The following is a 16612-nucleotide window of genomic DNA, read 5'->3' as shown; positions in this document are numbered from 1 at the left end:
TTTACCCAACAACACTTCCAAAGTGCCTAGTTTGAGGATAACTTAGACCATCAAAAACCAATTAGTCATACAATAAGAGAGACCGCAATGTCTGACAAAACCCCTCCACTGCGTTCCGCCCAATGGTTTGGCAGCGCAGATAAAAACGGTTTCATGTACCGCAGCTGGATGAAGAATCAGGGCATCGCCGACCACCAGTTTCAGGGCAAGCCCATCATCGGCATCTGCAATACCTGGTCAGAACTGACCCCGTGCAACGCCCACTTCCGCACTATTGCCGAACACGTAAAACGCGGCGTGATCGAGGCTGGCGGCTTCCCGGTTGAATTCCCGGTGTTTTCCAACGGCGAGTCGAACCTGCGCCCTACCGCCATGCTCACCCGCAACCTGGCCAGCATGGACGTGGAAGAAGCAATTCGCGGCAATCCGATTGATGGCGTGGTGCTGCTGACCGGGTGCGACAAAACCACCCCGGCCCTGTTGATGGGCGCAGCCAGTTGCGATGTGCCGGCCATTGTGGTGACCGGCGGGCCGATGCTAAATGGCAAGCACAAGGGCAAAGACATCGGTGCCGGCACCATCGTCTGGCAAATGCACGAGTCCTATAAGGCCGGCAATATCAGCCTTGACGAGTTCCTTTCCGCGGAAGCCGGCATGTCGCGCTCGGCAGGCACCTGCAACACCATGGGCACCGCCTCCACCATGGCCTGCATGGCTGAAGCCCTGGGCACGTCGTTGCCGCACAACGCCGCGATCCCTGCCGTGGATTCACGGCGCTATGTACTGGCGCACATGTCCGGCATGCGCGCCGTCGAAATGGTTCGCGAAGACTTGCGCCTGTCTAAAGTGCTGACCAAAGAAGCCTTTGAGAATGCGATTCGGGTCAACGCCGCCATTGGGGGCTCGACTAACGCAGTGATCCACCTAAAAGCTATCGCCGGGCGCATTGGCGTCGATCTGGAGCTGGACGACTGGACCCGCATCGGCCGCGGTACACCGACCCTGGTAGACCTGCAGCCTTCCGGGCGGTTTTTGATGGAAGAGTTCTACTACGCGGGTGGCCTGCCTGCGGTCCTGCGTCGACTGGGGGAAAACAACCTGATTCCGCACCCCGATGCCCTGACCGTCAATGGCAAAAGCCTGTGGGAAAACGTTAAAAACTCGCCGATCTATGGCGACGACGAAGTCATCCGTGCCATTGAAAACCCGCTGGTGGCCGACGGCGGTATCTGTGTGCTGCGCGGCAATCTGGCGCCACTGGGCGCCGTACTCAAGCCATCGGCGGCAACCCCTGCGCTGATGAAGCATCGCGGCCAGGCCGTGGTGTTCGAGAACTTCGACATGTACAAGGCGCGCATTAACGACCCGGATCTGCAGGTGACTGCCGAGTCGATTCTGGTGATGAAAAACTGCGGCCCCAAAGGTTATCCGGGCATGGCCGAAGTCGGCAATATGGGCTTGCCAGCCAAGCTGCTGGCCCAGGGCGTGACCGACATGGTGCGCATCTCCGATGCCCGCATGAGCGGCACTGCGTATGGCACCGTGGTCTTGCATGTGGCCCCGGAAGCTGCAGCCGGTGGACCGTTGGCGGCGGTACAGGAAGGCGACTGGATCGAACTCGACTGCGCCAGCGGGCGCTTGCATCTGGACATCAGCGATGCCGAACTGGCGGCACGTCTGGCCGATATTGCACCGCCACAAAAATTGCTGATTGGTGGCTATCGCCAGCTCTATATCGACCACGTCATGCAGGCCGATCAAGGCTGCGATTTTGACTTCCTGGTAGGTTGCCGCGGTTCAGAAGTGCCGCGCCACTCGCACTAAGCCCTGTAGGAGCGAGCTTGCTCGCGAGCTTTTCTCTCGCGCGTTGAAGAGCTCGCTCCTACAGCTTGTTCGACAGGTTTTGTGCCACCCACAAAACTCCTGCCTGCTATGATCGGCGCTTTCCAGCCACAGGACCGACCTGCTCCCAATGGATTACCGTCAGCCTTCCGAGCGCAAAAGCATGCACGCGCGCATCGTTCAGGAACTCGGCATGCAGATTGTTTCCGGACGTTTTAAACCCGATGACAAGCTGCCCGCCGAAGCCTTGTTGTGCGAAGAATATGCCGTCAGCCGCCCGGTATTGCGAGAAGCCACGCGGGTGCTGGTGGCCAAGGGGCTGGTGTATTCCAGGCCGCGGGTGGGCACCGTGGTCAAGCCGCGCCGTGAATGGCACATGCTCGACCCCGATGTGTTGCACTGGCTGATGCAAAGTTCGCCACAAAACGAGTTCTTTGCCTTGCTGACCAGCGTGCGTAGCATTATCGAGCCTGCTGTAGCCGCTCTCGCTGCCCAGCATGCCACCGATGATGAAGTCGCCTCGATCCGCGAAGCCTATGAGCGCATGGAGCATGCACAAACGCCCGAAGCGTTGTTGCAGCCCGACCTGGATTTTCACAGCCGGATCGCCGACGCAACTCACAACGACCTGCTGGCCAATCTGTGCAACATGCTGTCGCTGGCGTTGCGCGAAGCACTCAAGCACTCCAATCGCCGGCCTAACCTGCACGAACTGGCGTTGCCCCGTCACAAGGCGATTTTGACCGCGATAGAAAACCACGACGCCCTTGGCGCCCGGCATGCCACCCTGGTACAGCTGGACGATGCGCGCACCGCGCTGGATGTGGTGTTAGGACAGACGCACTGACACATCTTTGAACCTGTAGGAGCGAGCTTGCCTCGCGAGCTTTTAACAGCTCGCGAGGCAAGCTCGCTCCTACAGATTATTCAGATGGTTCAGGCCAGGCTTTTGCTGACCACTTCAAACACGTCGCTGGAAAGCTCGCCCGAGCTGCGGATGCGTTCCAGCTCTGCTTTCATCAACGCCTGACGGGCGCTGTCGTATTTGCGCCAGCGAGTCAGTGGCGCCAGTTGCCGCGAAGCAATCTGCGGGTTGAAGCCATTGAGCTGAATCACCAGGTCCGCCAGGAAGCGATAACCCGAACCATCGGCCGCATGGAAGTTGATCAGGTTCTGCCCGGCAAAGGCACCGACCAGCGCCCGTACCTTGTTCGGGTTCTTGATGTTGAAGGCCGGGTGCTCCATCAACTGTTGAACCCGCTGCAGACCACCTGGCAAACCGCTGCCCGCCTGCACGCTGAACCATTGGTCCATGACCAGCGGATTGTCTTTGAACTGATCGGCAAAGCTGGCCAGCGCCGCCGCCTTTTCTGCCTCGTACGGCGAGTTGACCAGCACCGCCAGAGCCGTCAGGCGCTCGGTCATGTTGTCGCTGTGTTCGAACTGATCCTGCGCTGCCGCCAGCACTTGCGGCTTGCCGCTGAGCATCAGGTACGACAGTGCGATGTTTTGCAGGGCGCGACGGGCAAAATGCTCGGCTTCGGCCACATACGGCGTGACTTTCGACACTTCGCGATTGGCCTGATAACGCGCCCACAAGCCGTCAAACAGGCTGTCGGCGAGCTGCTTGCGGGCGAACTCGCGGGCCGCATGGATAGCTTCTACGTCAGCCACTTCGCTGATTTCAGTGAGATAGGCTTCACCCGGCAACGACAGCATTTCGCCAATCATTGCCTGATCCAGTTGCTGATTGCCCAGCACAGTGCGCAATGCTTCGACCAGACGCGGGTCCATGACCAGTGCTTCGCCACGCTGATGTTGGCCAATCAGCTCCTGGAGCACCTGCACGGCCAGTTGCTGGCCGGCATCCCAGCGATTGAAACCGTCACTGTCGTGTTGCATCAGGAACATCAACTGGTCACGGCTGTACGGAAATTGCAGTTTGACCGGCGCCGAAAACTCGCGCAGCAGCGAAGGCAATGGCTGCTCATTGATGCCAACGAAGGTGAAGGTTTGCTCAGCTTCAGTCACGCATAGCACGCGGCTGGTGCCGCAAGCCGCCGACTCACCCTTGAGTTGCAGCGCGATTTCAGCGCCACGGGCATCCAGCAGGCCCAGCTGCACCGGAATCACAAACGGCAGTTTTTCAACCTTGTCCGGGGTGGCCGGGCAGCTTTGGGCGAAGCTCAGGCTGTAGGTTTTCTGGGCTGCATCATAGTGCTCGGTGACCGCCAGACGCGGAGTGCCCGCCTGGCTGTACCAGCGCTTGAACTGGCTCAGGTCGGCGCCGTTGGCGTCTTCCATGGCCTTGATAAAGTCATCGCAGGTCACGGCCTGGCCATCATGGCGTTCGAAGTACAGGTCGCTGCCTTTGCGAAAGCCCGCTTCGCCGAGCAGGGTATGGATCATGCGCACCACTTCCGAACCCTTCTCATAAATGGTCAGGGTGTAGAAGTTGGAGATTTCGATAAAGCTCTCGGGGCGCACGGCGTGGGCCATCGGGCCGGCGTCTTCGGCAAACTGATGGGTACGCAGATACGCCACGTCCTGAATGCGTTTGACCACCCGCGAGTTCATGTCTGCCGAGAACTCGGAATCACGGAATACCGTGAAGCCTTCCTTGAGCGACAGCTGGAACCAGTCACGGCACGTCACGCGGTTACCCGACCAGTTGTGGAAGTATTCGTGGGCAACTATCGCCTCGACCCGCTGATGTGCGGCGTCAGTGGCGGTTTCGGCACGGGCCAGCACGGCGCTGGAGTTGAAGATGTTGAGGCCCTTGTTCTCCATGGCGCCCATGTTGAAATCATTGACGGCAACGATCATGAAAATATCCAGATCGTATTCGCGGCCGTAGGTTTTTTCGTCCCAGAGCATGGACTTTTTCAGACTGGTCATCGCGTGCTGGCACTTGTCGATGTTTTCCGGCTCGACATAGATGCGCAGTGCCACAGTGCGGTCAGTCATGGTGGTGAAGCTGTCTTCAACGCACCACAGATCTCCGGCCACCAGGGCAAACAGGTAGGCCGGTTTCATGAACGGGTCTTCCCAGGTCGCCCAGTGCCGGCCGTCTTCGTCCGGGCCGCTGGCGATCGGGTTGCCGTTGGACAGCAGGACCGGATAGCTGTGCTGCTCGGCCACCACGGTGGTGGTGAACTTGCTCATCACGTCCGGACGGTCGAGGTAGTAGGTGATCTTGCGAAAGCCTTCGGCCTCGCATTGGGTGCAGAACATCGTGCCGGACTTGTACAGGCCTTCCAGCGCGGTGTTGGATTCGGGGTGGATCTTGACGCTGGTATCAACCACGAAATGTTCGGTTGCGGGGTGCAAAATCAGGTGGCTGTCGGTGAGCTGGTAATCAGCCCCGGTCAACTCGGCGTCGTCGAGTTTGACCGACAACAGCTCCAGTTGCTGACCGTCCAGCTCCAGTGCCGGGAAGCCCGCGCCACGTGCAGGGTTGCGGCGCATCACCAGTTGCGCATGGACCAGCGTGTGGTCCTCGAACAACTCGAAGGTCAGGTGCGTCTCGTCGATCAGATACTCGGGAGCCTGATAGTCCTTCAGGTAGATCATTTGCGGTTGTTCGGTGCGCATGCTGGAGTCCTTTTACTGATGCACGGCCAGCTGGTAGGCCGTGTATTTGCGAATATTGATAACGCCGGTGTCAAAGATCAGGTACTGCCCCTTGATCCCCATCAGCGTGCCTTCAACGATCGGATCTTTGTCCAGGTTGAAACTCACGATTTTGCTCGGGTACTGCTCAACCGGGTAACGAATCTCGACAGGCTCGACGCTATGCAAGGCTTGGACCGCTTGCAGCCCGAAACGCTCCTGCAAAGTTTTCATGCCCTCGGCACAGCTCTCGAACAGTTGATCGCGCACCGCCAGCAGATCAACCGGTGCTGCATCGCCCTTGAGCAGTGCACGCCAGTTGGTACGGTCGCCCACTTGCGAGCGAAACAGGTCCTCGACAAAACCCGATTGCTGACGGGTTGCCACTCGCACAATCGGCAGCGCCTGGCTGGCGCCCTGATCGAGCCAGCGGGTCGGCAACTGGGTGGCACGGGTAATGCCGACCTTGATGCCCGAAGAATTGGCCAGATACACCACGTGGTCGGTCATGCAGAACTGCTCGCCCCACGACGGATCACGGCAGGTGCCTGCGTCGTAATGGCAACGCTCCGGGCTCATGATGCACATGTCGCATTGCGCCAGCTTGGTCATGCACGGGTAGCAGTAGCCCTGGCTGAAGCTTTTCTTGGTTTTGCGTCCACAGTGAGTGCAGTTGATCTCACCCAGGTATTCCAGACGCAGCCGGGTACCGATCAATGGATTGACCGGCAGCTCGGTATCGCCCAGACGAAACGCATATTGAACGGTCGGCGACTCCAGGCGTGCCGACATTTTGCTGATTGCACCGCGACCAATCTCAATCAATGGATAGCATCCGACTTGAACAGGATGTTGGGCACCGGTGCCGATTTCGAGCTGCACTCTTGCGGGCCCATGTAGCCGGTGCGCTGGTCTTCAGGCAGGTTATTGACTTCCCAGGCAATCATCGCCTGCAACGACAGCTCGCGCTGCTCGGCAGTGAGTTTGTTGCCGTCTGCCCATTTACCGATTTCAACGGCCAGTTTCAGGCTCTGATAAATCTCGGGGGTGATGTTTTGAATCATTTCGTTGAAAGAGGACATGGTTCTGTTTCCGCTCTAAAAGTTGATATGACAAACAGGATTCAATTGTGGGAGCCGGCTTGCCGGCGATGCAGACAACCCGGTGTACGGATAAATCGCGATGATGCTTTCGCTGGCAAGCCAGCTCCCACAAGGTTGCCGTGTTTTATGCTGCCTGTTTACGCCGGGCCCAGAGGCCGCCCAGCAAACCGGTCAGGCAGCCGATCAACAGGCCGCCGACATGGGCTGCGTTGGCGATCTGGCCAAAACCTATCATCGACACCAGCCCGGACATGCACAGCGCCAGCCACACCAGCATCATTACCAGCACCCCGCGCGGCAGGTGGTACATCGGGTTGGGCGCCATCAACTGGTAAATCCAGATATGCCCCAACAGGCCGTACAACACCCCGGACAACCCGCCAAACAGGCTCGGGCCACCAAACAGGTATTGGGCGAAGTTGGAGACCAGGCTGAACAACAGGCTCAGGCCGATCAGGTTGATGCTGCCCTGGCGCATTTCAATCCGGCGCCCCAGCTCCCAGTACCACATGCCGTTCATGGCAATGTGCAGGAAACCGAAGTGGATCAGCATCGGCGTGAACAATCTCCACCACTGCCCCGCTGCCAGGCTATCCGACAAAGGTGTGAACTGGATGTACTGCCCGTGAATGCTGAAATCGACAAAAGTCAGCGCACTCAAGGTCGACAGGTTGTCGCCCAGTTGCGTGACAGCGGCCACGATCAGGCACAGCAATAGAACGATGGCCGTGGCCGGGCTGTCGCGCACTTGCTGGACGAACCCCGGGCGGGCCATGGCGGGCGGGCGCTCGACAATGGGCAGTTCATGCTCGGGGTCACCCGCCGGAAAGCGCTGATACAGGCTGCGCACATCATCGGCAATGGTTTCGGGTGCCCACAGCACCAGCTCGCCCGCCTCTTCGCTGACCCGGTGGGGCACCTGCATGCGTTTGAGCAAATGAACAAAACCGCTGAGGTCGGTGGACAGCGGCAAACGTAAAACAGCAACAGCACTCATTGAATCGCCTCCGGGCGTTCTACATCTACCCACACGAACTTGTTTGGATCGAGTCGGGTTTCCTGGTCAAGGCGATAAGCCACCAGCTTGCCGTACAGCACCGCGCTGTAATCCAGGCAGGCCAGGTTGGGGCGGATAGGAGCGGGTTTACCACTGCGCCAGTAATGACCGACAAACAACAGCGGTTCATGGCCGGGGTAACGCAACAACGTTCCCTTTTCAGTGCTGGACAGTGGCTTTTGCGCCACGCCCTCGGGCAGTGCGTCAGGCTGAAACACAATATCGCCGTAGGTCTTGGGGTCGTCTTCCCAGAATTTGGTGCGAAAGAACGCCCGCGTCAGGCCATCGCCGCCCGTCAGCGTCATGCCGTCCGGCAAGCGCATGTCGGTACCGCGCAGCAATCGGTTGAAGCTCATGTTGGCGAAGCTTTCAGGTATGGCTGCGGCCTGCAGGAAGTGCTCGTCAATGCAGCCATCGGGATATTGTGCGCGCAAGGTTGCGATTACCTGCGCATCCCAACAGGCATGCACCACCCGAAAGCGCCCGGCGTCGACAAACAGCGGCATGTCGTAAAACCACTGCACGAACTCGCGCCATTCGTCTGGATACGGGGCAAACTGTTCGAGGGTTTCGTGGATCAACCGGGCATGGCGCGGGGTGTGCTCACGCACATGCTGCTTGCCACTGCCCGCAGGAGCCGGGGTGCACCAGCCCAGCGCGTTGAATTCATGGTTGCCCATCAGGCACAGCGCCTGACCGGCCTGGACCATGTCATACACAATATGCAGCGACTCGCGAATGCGCGGGCCGCGGTCAATGATGTCACCGAGAAACACCGCCATCCGTTGCGGGTGTCGCCAGATACCGGCGAGTTTGCGATAGCCCAGACGTTCCAGCAGGTGCTCAAGGGTATGAGCACAGCCATGCACGTCACCGATCAAATCGTAACTGCGCGCAGGATCTAGCATCAGTCAGCCCTGCCGCCCAAACGGCTGCCCCAGCCGAGTTTGGTCCTGCACACTTCGTAGTAGTTGTGGTCCAGCGGATGGATCAGGCGCAGCTTCTGCGCTTTTTTACTGACGGTAATGGTGTCACCCGGCGCGCAGGTGAAATGGTTCTGACCGTCGCAAGACACTTGCGGGTAGATCTGCATGTCCTTGGCCACCACGATTTTCAGTTCGCTGTTGCCATCCACCACGATCGGGCGGCTGCTGAGTGTGTGCGGGTACATCGGCACAATGACGATGGCGTCCAGCTTGGGATGCATGATCGGGCCGCCGGCCGACATGGCGTAGGCGGTCGAGCCGGTGGGAGTGGCCACAATCAGGCCGTCGGCCTTCTGGCTGCACACGAACTGACCGTCGATATGCAGTTCGAACTCGATCATGCGCGTTGACTTGCCGGGGTGCAGCACCACGTCGTTCAGGGCATCGCCCTGGCCAATGGCTTCGCCGTGGCGGCGTACTTCGGCCTGCAGCAGAAAGCGGTTTTCCACCAGATAGTGGCCATCCAGCACTTCGGCGACCTTGACTTCCAGTTCATCGGGACGGATGTCGGTCAGAAAGCCCAGGCTGCCACGGTTGATCCCCAGCACCGGTACATTGTGCCGCGCCAGGGCCCGGGCCGCGCCCAGCAAACTGCCATCGCCACCGACCACAATCACCATGTCGCAGACTTCACCGAGCATCTTGCGCGATGAGGTTTGCAGGCCATGGCCAGGTAAAACCTCGCCAATGGTGTCTTCGAGGATCACATGCATGTGCCGCTCAAGCAGGAATTTTTTCAGTCGGCGAACCGTATCGAGCACCTGTGAACTGCCCAAACGACCAATGATGCCGATATTACGAAATTGCTCCATGAGGCTCCTGCAAGGTTCTAGGCGTGCGAAAACAGCGATTATGGGCGAAACGGGACGATAGACAAAACCCTTTCAGTCGGTGTGCAAACAGCTATGCTCGCACAATGATCCTCTTCCCCGACCTGCTCAACCTGCCCCGTCAATTGCGTCACCCCGAGGTGCGTGATCTGGCGTGGGTGATTCTCGCCCCGCCCATGCTCGAACAGACACCCTGGCCGCAGCGTCATCCCCTTGCCGGCAGTGACTGGGTCCAGGCCCCTGAACAACTGGAACACTGGCTACGGGCACTAGACAGCAACAGCGAACCCTTGCAGCAGTGGCTGGCCCTGGCTACCACCCGGCGCCTGGGCCGTTATTACGAACGGCTCTGGCAGTTTGCCGTGGAGCATGCACCCGGGGTCGAACTGATCGCCGCCAACCTGCCGATCCGCCTGGGCGGGCACACCCTGGGCGAACTGGACATGGTGCTGCGTGATCGCGAGGGCGTGCATCACCTGGAGCTGGCGATCAAGCTCTACCTGGGCCCGCAGCAAGGTGATGGCAGCGACCCTGCGCAGTGGCTGGGCCCCGGCAGCAATGACCGGCTGGACCGCAAGCTCAAGCATTTCAGCCAGCACCAGCTGCCCATGTCGCAGCGCCCTGAAAGCCGCGAGATTCTCGCCGGGCTGGATGTACAGACCTTCAGCGCCCACATGTGGCTGGGCGGCTACCTGCTCTATCCGTGGCCCGGTCTGTCGCAATCACCGGCCGGTGCCAACCCGCAGCACTTGCGCGGCAAATGGCTGCATCAAAGTGACTGGCCTGCTTTTATCCGGCAAAGCGCACTCGGTTGCTGGCAACCGTTGCCCCGGCATGCCTGGCTTGCCCCGGCGCACTATGACCCGCAAGGGTTATGGAGCGCACAACAGCTGCAGGTCTGGCTTGAAGAACTGCACCCGCAAGCCCCTGCCCAACTGATGGTACGCCTGACAGAAAACGCCCGGGGCGACTGGGAAGAAGCCGAACGGCTGTTTCTGGTGGCCGATCTTTGGCCAAATTTGCCGGGAACCCCGGAAAACTGACACATCACAAGTGCAAGCTGGCACAACCCGTTTAAAGTAAAGCCACTCCGTCGAACTAGAACGGAGGTTTAAGACCTGAACTGTGAGGAAACACCATGTCCTGGAAAAGCACCGCCGATCACTACAGTCGAATGTCCATCGCCCTGCACTGGCTCATGGTGCTGTTGTTTGTACTGATTTATGCCGCCATCGAGTTTCGCGGGATATTCCCCAAAGACAGCGATGGCCGCAATCTGATGAAAGACGCGCACTTCATGCTCGGCCTCACGGTATTTGTGCTGGTGTGGCTGCGGTTGCTGGCCCGAACCCTGGGTGTTGCACCGAAAATCACCCCGACGCCGCCGGCCTGGCAAACAGCCCTCGCCACCCTGATGCACTGGGCGCTGTACCTGTTCATGATCGCCATGCCGGTACTGGGTTATCTGATCTTGAGCAACAACGGCAAATCGGTGTTTTTCTATGGTTTCGACCTGCCACCGCTGACCGCCAAGGACGTGGACTTCGCCAAGCAAATCAAGGAGTGGCATGAACTGGGCGGCACCATCGGTTACTGGCTGATAGGTTTGCACGCCTTGGCGGGCCTGGCGCACCACTACCTGATCAAGGACAACACCCTGTTGCGCATGCTGCCCCGCCGCGGCTAAACCAGCTGTGAACTGTGAACTGTAGGAGCGAGCTTGCTCGCGAGCTCTTCGTCATTGAAGAGCTCGCGAGCAAGCTCGCTCCTACAGTAATGGTCCGGCACCAGACCGGTTCGTGCCTACAGCCGGGCTTCAAACCCCCGGCGGCCTTGCAAGCCGCCGGTGTGCACAAACACCAATCGCTGACCTGGGGTAAAACGCCCCGCCTCCACTGCCTGCTTGAGCGCCATCAGCGCCTTGCCGGTGTACAACGGCTCCAGCGGTAAAGCGCTGGCCGCTTCGCTGTCGCGGATAAAGTCCAGCAACCCCTCATCGACTTTGGCAAAACCACCGCGACTGGCATCTATCAGTTCAAAATTGCGCTGCACCCGGCCGGCCGGCAACAAAATCTGCTCTACCTGCGGCGCCACGCCATGGTCATCCGGCACCGCCAGTGCGCCATAAACCGTTCGCTGCGGGTCTTCGCCCAGTACCAGCCCGGCCAGCGTAGTGCCCGTGCCTGCAGCCAGCCACCAACCGTCATAATCGTCCCAACCCAGGGCATTCAACTGCTCGCGCACCTGCGTCACCAGTGGCATGCAGCCCGCTGCACCCGCCAGCCCCCCGCCGCCTTCGGGCACGTTATGCAGCAGCGGATACTGCGCCTGCCAGGGCTCCCAGAAACCCGCGGCATGCCGCGCCCGGTACCCGGCAAACCCCAGCCAGTGCAACTGCATGCCAAAGCGCTCAAGATCGAGGGTGGTCGGGGTTTGCTGGGGATGCCCGCGCAACAGGCCCACCGTCGCGAAACCAAAGCGCTTGCCTGCTGCCGCCAGGGCATGCAGATGGTTGGAGTGGGCACCGCCCAGACTGATCAGGCCGTGGGCCCCTACAGCGTGCGCCGCCTGCAGATACCCGGTGAGCTTGAACCACTTGTTGCCGCTGATCAGCGGATCAATCCGGTCCAGACGCAGCACCGCCACCTCGACCCCGGCCCGCTGCAGCCAGTCAAAGTCCACAGGCTGCAACGTGGCTCGGGGGTGCCAGTCAATCAAGGGCAGCATCAATGCAGATTCCATGCAAAAGGAAGCCAGTTTACAGCACCTGATTCCCCGAGCAGCCTGTCGGTTTTCGCATGCCAGTCGACCAATAAACCGACTCGACACCCGGCTTCTTGGTAAGGTGTGCGCCGACTTTCGTAGCCAGCTAACGACCCGCTGGCCGCTGCTTTGTGTTTACTGACGTGAGACGCCCCAGAAATGCCCGAGCCGATCCCTCTTAAAGATCACGAAACCGAGAAGCGTCTGGTCAATAAACGCCTGATCGCCTGCGCCCTGCTGGTGCTGACGGTCAGTTGCACCCTGATCGGCCGAATGTACTTTTTGCAGGTCACCGAATTTGACTACAACTCGACGGTGTCCGAGAACAACCGGGTGCACGTGCTGCCAATCCCCCCGGAACGCGGCTTTATCTACGACCGCAACGGCGTGCTGCTGGCCGACAACCAGCCTAGTTTCAACATGACCATCACCCGCGAACGTGCCGGCGATACCGCCAAAGTGCTGGACTCGGTCATGAGCATCCTGCATTTGCCGGAAGAAGACCGCGCGGTCTTCGCCAAATCAATGAAGCAGGCTCGCCACCCGTTTGACCCTTCGACCCTGCTGTATGAATTGAGCGAAGAACAGATCGCCCTGCTGGCGGTCAATCAGTTCCGGCTGCCAGGCATCGATGTCGAAGCCCAGTTCGTGCGCCATTACCCCCAGGGCGACCATTTTGCCCACTCGGTGGGATACGTCGGGCGAATCAACGAAAAAGAAGCCAAACAGCTGGACCCCACCCAGTACCGGGGCACGCAATCAATCGGTAAAACCGGTATCGAGCGCTTCTACGAGCCTGAACTGCACGGCAAGGTTGGCTTTGAAGAAGTCGAGACCAATGCTCAGGGCCGCGTGATGCGGGTGCTGCGCCACACCGACGCGGTGGCCGGCAAGAACATTGTGCTGAGCCTGGACATCAAGCTGCAGGAAGCCGCCGAGGAAGCCCTGGGTGACCGGCGCGGCTCAATCATCGCCCTGGACCCGAAAACCGGGGAAGTGCTGGCGATGGTCAGCAGACCCAGCTTCGACCCCAACTTGTTCGTCACCGGCATCAGCTCCAAGGATTACTCGGGGTTGCGCGATTCAGTCGACAAGCCGCTGTTCAACCGGGCCCTGCGCGGCCTGTATGCACCGGGTTCGACCATCAAGCCTGAGGTCGCGATTGCCGGTCTGGACAGCGGCGTGATCTCGGCCTCGACCCGGGTATTCGACCCCGGCTACTTCCAGCTGCCCAACGTCGACCACAAATACCGCAACTGGAACCACAGCGGCGACGGTTGGGTGGATTTGAACGCGGCGATCATGCGCTCCAACGACACCTATTTTTATGACCTGGCGTCCAAACTGGGCATCGACCGCATGCACGACTACATGGCGATGTTCGGGCTGGGGCAGAAAGTCTCACTGGACATGTTTGAAGAATCCTCGGGCCTGATGCCGTCCCGCGAATGGAAACGCAGCACCCGCCGCCAGGCCTGGTTCCCCGGCGAAACGGTGATTCTGGGCATTGGCCAGGGCTACATGCAGGTCACCCCCCTGCAACTGGCACAAGCCACCGCGCTGATTGCCAACAAAGGCGTGTGGAACCGCCCGCACCTGGCCAAAACCATCGACGGCACGCCGCCTGTTGATGAGCACCCGATCGCCAATATCGTGCTGCATGACCCCAGGGGCTGGGACCAGGTCAACCATGCGATGCAGTTGGTCATGCACGACCCGCGCGGTATTGCCCGGGCGGCCGCCCAGGGTGCGCAATACCGGATTGCCGGTAAAAGCGGTACCGCGCAAGTGGTGGCGATCAAGCAGGGTGAGCGCTACAACCGCCTGAAAACTGCGGAACGCAATCGCGACAACGCCTTGTTTGTCGGCTTCGCCCCGGCCGAAGACCCGCAGATTGTGATCTCGGTAATGATCGAAAACGGCGAGGCCGGTGGCCGCGTAGCAGGCCCGGTAGTGCGCAAAGTGATGGACGCCTGGCTGCTCGACAATCAGGGCGTGCTCAAACCGCAATATGCCAGCCCGCAGGTCAAGCCCCATCCAAACCCGCATGTGTGATTAACTTTTCGCACATTCACCGGTCATTAACCGCTGTAGGAGCGAGCTTGCTCGCGAGCTTTTAAACAGATCGCGAGCAAGCTCGCTCCTACAGGAAATCACTGGGCTCAGTAGCGGCACAGGCAACGGCTGGCCGCTCATCGAGCGCCGGAAACGACCGTGCCGCGCATTGGCAAGTCGTCCTTGCCCGCAGGCAGCGACTTCAGGTAACTGGCGATCGCCGTGAGGTCTGCGTCAGTGAAATGCCGGGTACTTTGATGAATCACCTCGGCCATGTTGCCCGATACCGTGGCAAAGCGGTTTTTCCCGGTTTTAAGCCATTGCACGGTGTCTTCAACGGTCCACAAGTTGCGCAGGCTGAGGGCGCGCCAGTCTTCAACGGTTTGCCCGGCCAGATAGTATTTACCGCTTCTGCCGGCATCGCTCATGGCCTTCTCCTGAAAAGCTGCCCCGCGCGGGGTATGACACGAACCACAATGCCCCAGCCCCTGTACCAGATAGGCCCCGCGGTTCAACTGCTCGCTGCGTTGGGGGTCGGGTACGAACGGCTGGCTATCGACAAACATCAGGTTCCACAGCGCCAGCCCCCAACGCTGATTGAACGGAAAACGCATGTCGGCTTCCAGGTTCGCCTGCCTGACCGCAGTCACACCCCTCATCAGATAGGCGTACAGGGCACGCATATCGTCCTGGCTCATTTTTGCGTAGGACGGATACGGCATGACCGGGTAAAGACTCTTGCCGTCAGGGGTCATGCCTTGACGCATGACAAGGTCAAATTCGTCGAAGCTGTACTGGCCAATCCCGGTGCCGCGATCTGGGGTGATGTTGCTGGAGTAAATCGTGCCCATCGGGGTTTTCAGTTCCAGCCCGCCCGCCAGCACAGCCCCGCCTTTGGCGGTATGACAGGCAATGCAGTCGCCAAGCCGGGCCACATACAGACCCCGTTCGATCAAGGCATTTTCATGCAGCGGATCGGCGTCAGCTGCCGTTAGCGACTCGATGGCCTGGGCCTGAACCGTGCACAACAGTGTCAGGCCGGCGAGCGCTATACGTGGAAGGGTAAAAACCATGCGCTATTCCTTTAAGGCAACGGCCTGGGTAGCTCCCCTCGGCCCTGCTGTTTTTTGTTACGAACGCCTCACACTCAGTTGTAGCCGGTTTTCAACCCGCGGTGTTTGACCCGGCTCAGTCACAGGCCTTCAGGCCCTGTGAGCCAACGCTCTAAGCTAGTTCCAAAACGGTATTTTCCCCTTTTATTTAAAGCACTTAGATTCAGCCCACCGGACCGCCGGCGCTTTACTTGAACCTCACTTTCAGTCCATTACAACAAGGTCCGGCCCATGTCCCTGCGCACCCTTTTCGTTGCCCTGTCACTCGCAGGCCTGAGCCTCGGCGCTCAAGCCGCCGACCTGACCATCGGCTATATCACCGGTATCGACCCGACCAAACTGGCCCAGGCTGAAGGCCGCTACGACAAGGCCATTGGCCAGAAAATCGACTGGCGACGCTTCGACTCGGGCCCAGCCGTGGTTGCCGCGCTGGCCTCCGGCGACCTGCAAATCGGTAATCTGGGCTCAAGCCCGCTGGCCGCTGGCGCCTCACGCAACGTGCCGCTGGTGACCTTTATCGTCACTGCACAAATCAAAGGTTCAGAAGCCCTGGTAGTGCGCGACGGCAGCGGGATCAAGGAGCCCCAAGACCTGGTCGGCAAAACCATTGCCACGCCGTTTGTCTCCACCTCCCACTACAGCCTGCTGGGGGCGTTGAAACACTGGGGCCTGACCCCGCAACAGGTGAAAGTGGTGAACCTCAGCCCGGCGCAAATTACCGCAGCCTGGAAACGCGGCGATATTGACGGCGCCTTCACCTGGTCACCTGCACTGGGCGAGATCCGCAAAACCGGGAAAATACTGACCGACGCGGGCCAGGTCAGCGAATGGGGCGCACCCACCTTTGAAGTATGGGTAGCGCGCAAGGACTTTGCCGAAAAGCACCCGGAAATCGTGGAGAAGTTCGCCAAAGTCAGCCTGGATGCCATTGCCGACTACAACGCTAACCAGGCCGCCTGGACTGCAGATTCGGATCAGGTACAGAAAATCGCCGCACTCACCGGTGCCAATGCCGCCGACATCCCTGAACTGCTGCATGGCGCGCACTTTCCTTCAACCGCAGAGCAAAAATCCCCGCAACTGCTGGGCGGTGGCACCGCCAAAGACATCGCCCAGACGGCCCTGTTCCTGAAGGAGCAAGGCAAGATCGAAAGCGTATTGCCGGACTATTCAGGCTATGTCAGCGATAAATATCTGCCTGAGTAACAAGCGGTTAATCACTGGCATAACAAATGCTTCCTTCGCTTGCAAA

General features: G+C 59.7%; 13 protein-coding genes and 1 pseudogene. 6 read left to right on the top strand and 8 right to left on the bottom strand.

Features of this window, described 5'->3' with window-relative positions; all coding sequences use genetic code 11:
- Positions 1-87 precede the first annotated feature (87 nt).
- Positions 88-1824: an IlvD/Edd family dehydratase gene (locus tag ACP7BO_RS20595; RefSeq protein WP_060691886.1), complete on the top strand. Its 1737-nt coding sequence runs from the start codon at positions 88-90 to the stop codon at positions 1822-1824.
- A gap of 148 nt (positions 1825-1972) precedes the next feature.
- Positions 1973-2689: a FadR/GntR family transcriptional regulator gene (locus tag ACP7BO_RS20590; RefSeq protein ID WP_426212414.1), complete on the top strand. Its 717-nt coding sequence runs from the start codon at positions 1973-1975 to the stop codon at positions 2687-2689.
- A gap of 89 nt (positions 2690-2778) precedes the next feature.
- Here ACP7BO_RS20590 and pepN read toward each other — a convergent pair whose 3' ends face one another.
- The 6 genes from pepN to ACP7BO_RS20560 form a co-directional block, all read right to left on the bottom strand.
- On the bottom strand, positions 2779-5436 hold the full coding sequence (gene pepN, locus ACP7BO_RS20585) for an aminopeptidase N (RefSeq protein ID WP_426212412.1): 2658 nt from the start codon (positions 5434-5436) through the stop codon (positions 2779-2781).
- A gap of 12 nt (positions 5437-5448) precedes the next feature.
- Positions 5449-6279: a DUF2797 domain-containing protein gene (locus tag ACP7BO_RS20580; RefSeq protein ID WP_426212410.1), complete on the bottom strand. Its 831-nt coding sequence runs from the start codon at positions 6277-6279 to the stop codon at positions 5449-5451.
- Complete coding sequence (locus tag ACP7BO_RS20575; RefSeq protein WP_048361615.1) at positions 6276-6536, bottom strand: YeaC family protein; 261 nt, start codon at positions 6534-6536, stop codon at positions 6276-6278. Before ACP7BO_RS20575 ends, ACP7BO_RS20580 begins: the two co-directional genes overlap by 4 nt.
- Positions 6537-6681: 145 nt before the next feature.
- Positions 6682-7554 (bottom strand): rhomboid family intramembrane serine protease, encoded by an 873-nt coding sequence (locus ACP7BO_RS20570; protein WP_426212408.1) that lies wholly within the window; start codon positions 7552-7554, stop codon positions 6682-6684.
- Positions 7551-8522, bottom strand: coding sequence for a metallophosphoesterase (locus ACP7BO_RS20565; protein WP_397456537.1), 972 nt, complete (start codon positions 8520-8522; stop codon positions 7551-7553). The genes ACP7BO_RS20570 and ACP7BO_RS20565 overlap by 4 nt, the downstream gene beginning before the upstream one ends.
- Positions 8522-9412 (bottom strand): NAD(+) kinase, encoded by an 891-nt coding sequence (locus ACP7BO_RS20560; RefSeq protein ID WP_060691873.1) that lies wholly within the window; start codon positions 9410-9412, stop codon positions 8522-8524. Before ACP7BO_RS20560 ends, ACP7BO_RS20565 begins: the two co-directional genes overlap by 1 nt.
- Positions 9413-9516: 104 nt before the next feature.
- On the opposite strand from ACP7BO_RS20560, the gene ACP7BO_RS20555 reads away from it, so the two are divergent.
- The gene (locus ACP7BO_RS20555) at positions 9517-10473 is read left to right on the top strand and encodes a DUF1853 family protein (RefSeq protein WP_426212405.1); all 957 of its coding nucleotides are present in this window, start codon (positions 9517-9519) and stop codon (positions 10471-10473) included.
- Between the two features lie 95 nt (positions 10474-10568).
- Positions 10569-11117, top strand: coding sequence for a cytochrome b (locus ACP7BO_RS20550; protein WP_060691869.1), 549 nt, complete (start codon positions 10569-10571; stop codon positions 11115-11117).
- A gap of 116 nt (positions 11118-11233) precedes the next feature.
- Here ACP7BO_RS20550 and ACP7BO_RS20545 read toward each other — a convergent pair whose 3' ends face one another.
- Positions 11234-12157, bottom strand: a complete 924-nt coding sequence (locus ACP7BO_RS20545; RefSeq protein WP_426212403.1) for a 1-aminocyclopropane-1-carboxylate deaminase/D-cysteine desulfhydrase — start codon at positions 12155-12157, stop codon at positions 11234-11236.
- 195 nt (positions 12158-12352) lie between these two features.
- Between ACP7BO_RS20545 and mrdA the strand changes: the two genes are divergently transcribed.
- Positions 12353-14248 carry a penicillin-binding protein 2 gene (gene mrdA, locus ACP7BO_RS20540; protein ID WP_060691865.1) on the top strand — a complete coding sequence of 632 codons (1896 nt, stop codon included), beginning with the start codon at positions 12353-12355 and terminating at the stop codon, positions 14246-14248.
- Positions 14249-14415: 167 nt separating this feature from the next.
- Here the strand turns inward: mrdA and ACP7BO_RS20535 are convergent.
- A pseudogene (locus tag ACP7BO_RS20535) lies at positions 14416-15321 on the bottom strand (c-type cytochrome); the annotation flags it as partial.
- 270 nt (positions 15322-15591) lie between these two features.
- On the opposite strand from ACP7BO_RS20535, the gene tauA reads away from it, so the two are divergent.
- The gene (gene tauA / locus ACP7BO_RS20530; RefSeq protein ID WP_426212401.1) at positions 15592-16566 is read left to right on the top strand and encodes a taurine ABC transporter substrate-binding protein; all 975 of its coding nucleotides are present in this window, start codon (positions 15592-15594) and stop codon (positions 16564-16566) included.
- Positions 16567-16612: the final 46 nt, after the last annotated feature.

The sequence above is a fragment of the Pseudomonas sp. TWR2-1-1 genome (genome assembly GCF_049897045.1).
GTDB classification, from domain to species: Bacteria; Pseudomonadota; Gammaproteobacteria; order Pseudomonadales; family Pseudomonadaceae; genus Aquipseudomonas; species Aquipseudomonas versuta.
This window is presented reverse-complemented; position numbering and strand designations above follow the sequence as displayed.

Excerpts from the sequence above, each read along its gene's own strand:
- ACP7BO_RS20595 (WP_060691886.1), top strand. The coding sequence starts at position 88 with ATGTCTGACAAAACCCCTCCACTGCGTTCCGCCCAATGGTTTGGCAGC.
- ACP7BO_RS20590 (WP_426212414.1), top strand. The coding sequence starts at position 1,973 with ATGGATTACCGTCAGCCTTCCGAGCGCAAAAGCATGCACGCGCGCATC.
- pepN (WP_426212412.1), bottom strand. The coding sequence starts at position 5,436 with ATGCGCACCGAACAACCGCAAATGATCTACCTGAAGGACTATCAGGCT.
- ACP7BO_RS20575 (WP_048361615.1), bottom strand. The coding sequence starts at position 6,536 with ATGTCCTCTTTCAACGAAATGATTCAAAACATCACCCCCGAGATTTAT.
- ACP7BO_RS20570 (WP_426212408.1), bottom strand. The coding sequence starts at position 7,554 with ATGAGTGCTGTTGCTGTTTTACGTTTGCCGCTGTCCACCGACCTCAGC.
- ACP7BO_RS20565 (WP_397456537.1), bottom strand. The coding sequence starts at position 8,522 with ATGCTAGATCCTGCGCGCAGTTACGATTTGATCGGTGACGTGCATGGC.
- ACP7BO_RS20560 (WP_060691873.1), bottom strand. The coding sequence starts at position 9,412 with ATGGAGCAATTTCGTAATATCGGCATCATTGGTCGTTTGGGCAGTTCA.
- ACP7BO_RS20555 (WP_426212405.1), top strand. The coding sequence starts at position 9,517 with ATGATCCTCTTCCCCGACCTGCTCAACCTGCCCCGTCAATTGCGTCAC.
- ACP7BO_RS20550 (WP_060691869.1), top strand. The coding sequence starts at position 10,569 with ATGTCCTGGAAAAGCACCGCCGATCACTACAGTCGAATGTCCATCGCC.
- ACP7BO_RS20545 (WP_426212403.1), bottom strand. The coding sequence starts at position 12,157 with ATGCTGCCCTTGATTGACTGGCACCCCCGAGCCACGTTGCAGCCTGTG.
- mrdA (WP_060691865.1), top strand. The coding sequence starts at position 12,353 with ATGCCCGAGCCGATCCCTCTTAAAGATCACGAAACCGAGAAGCGTCTG.
- tauA (WP_426212401.1), top strand. The coding sequence starts at position 15,592 with ATGTCCCTGCGCACCCTTTTCGTTGCCCTGTCACTCGCAGGCCTGAGC.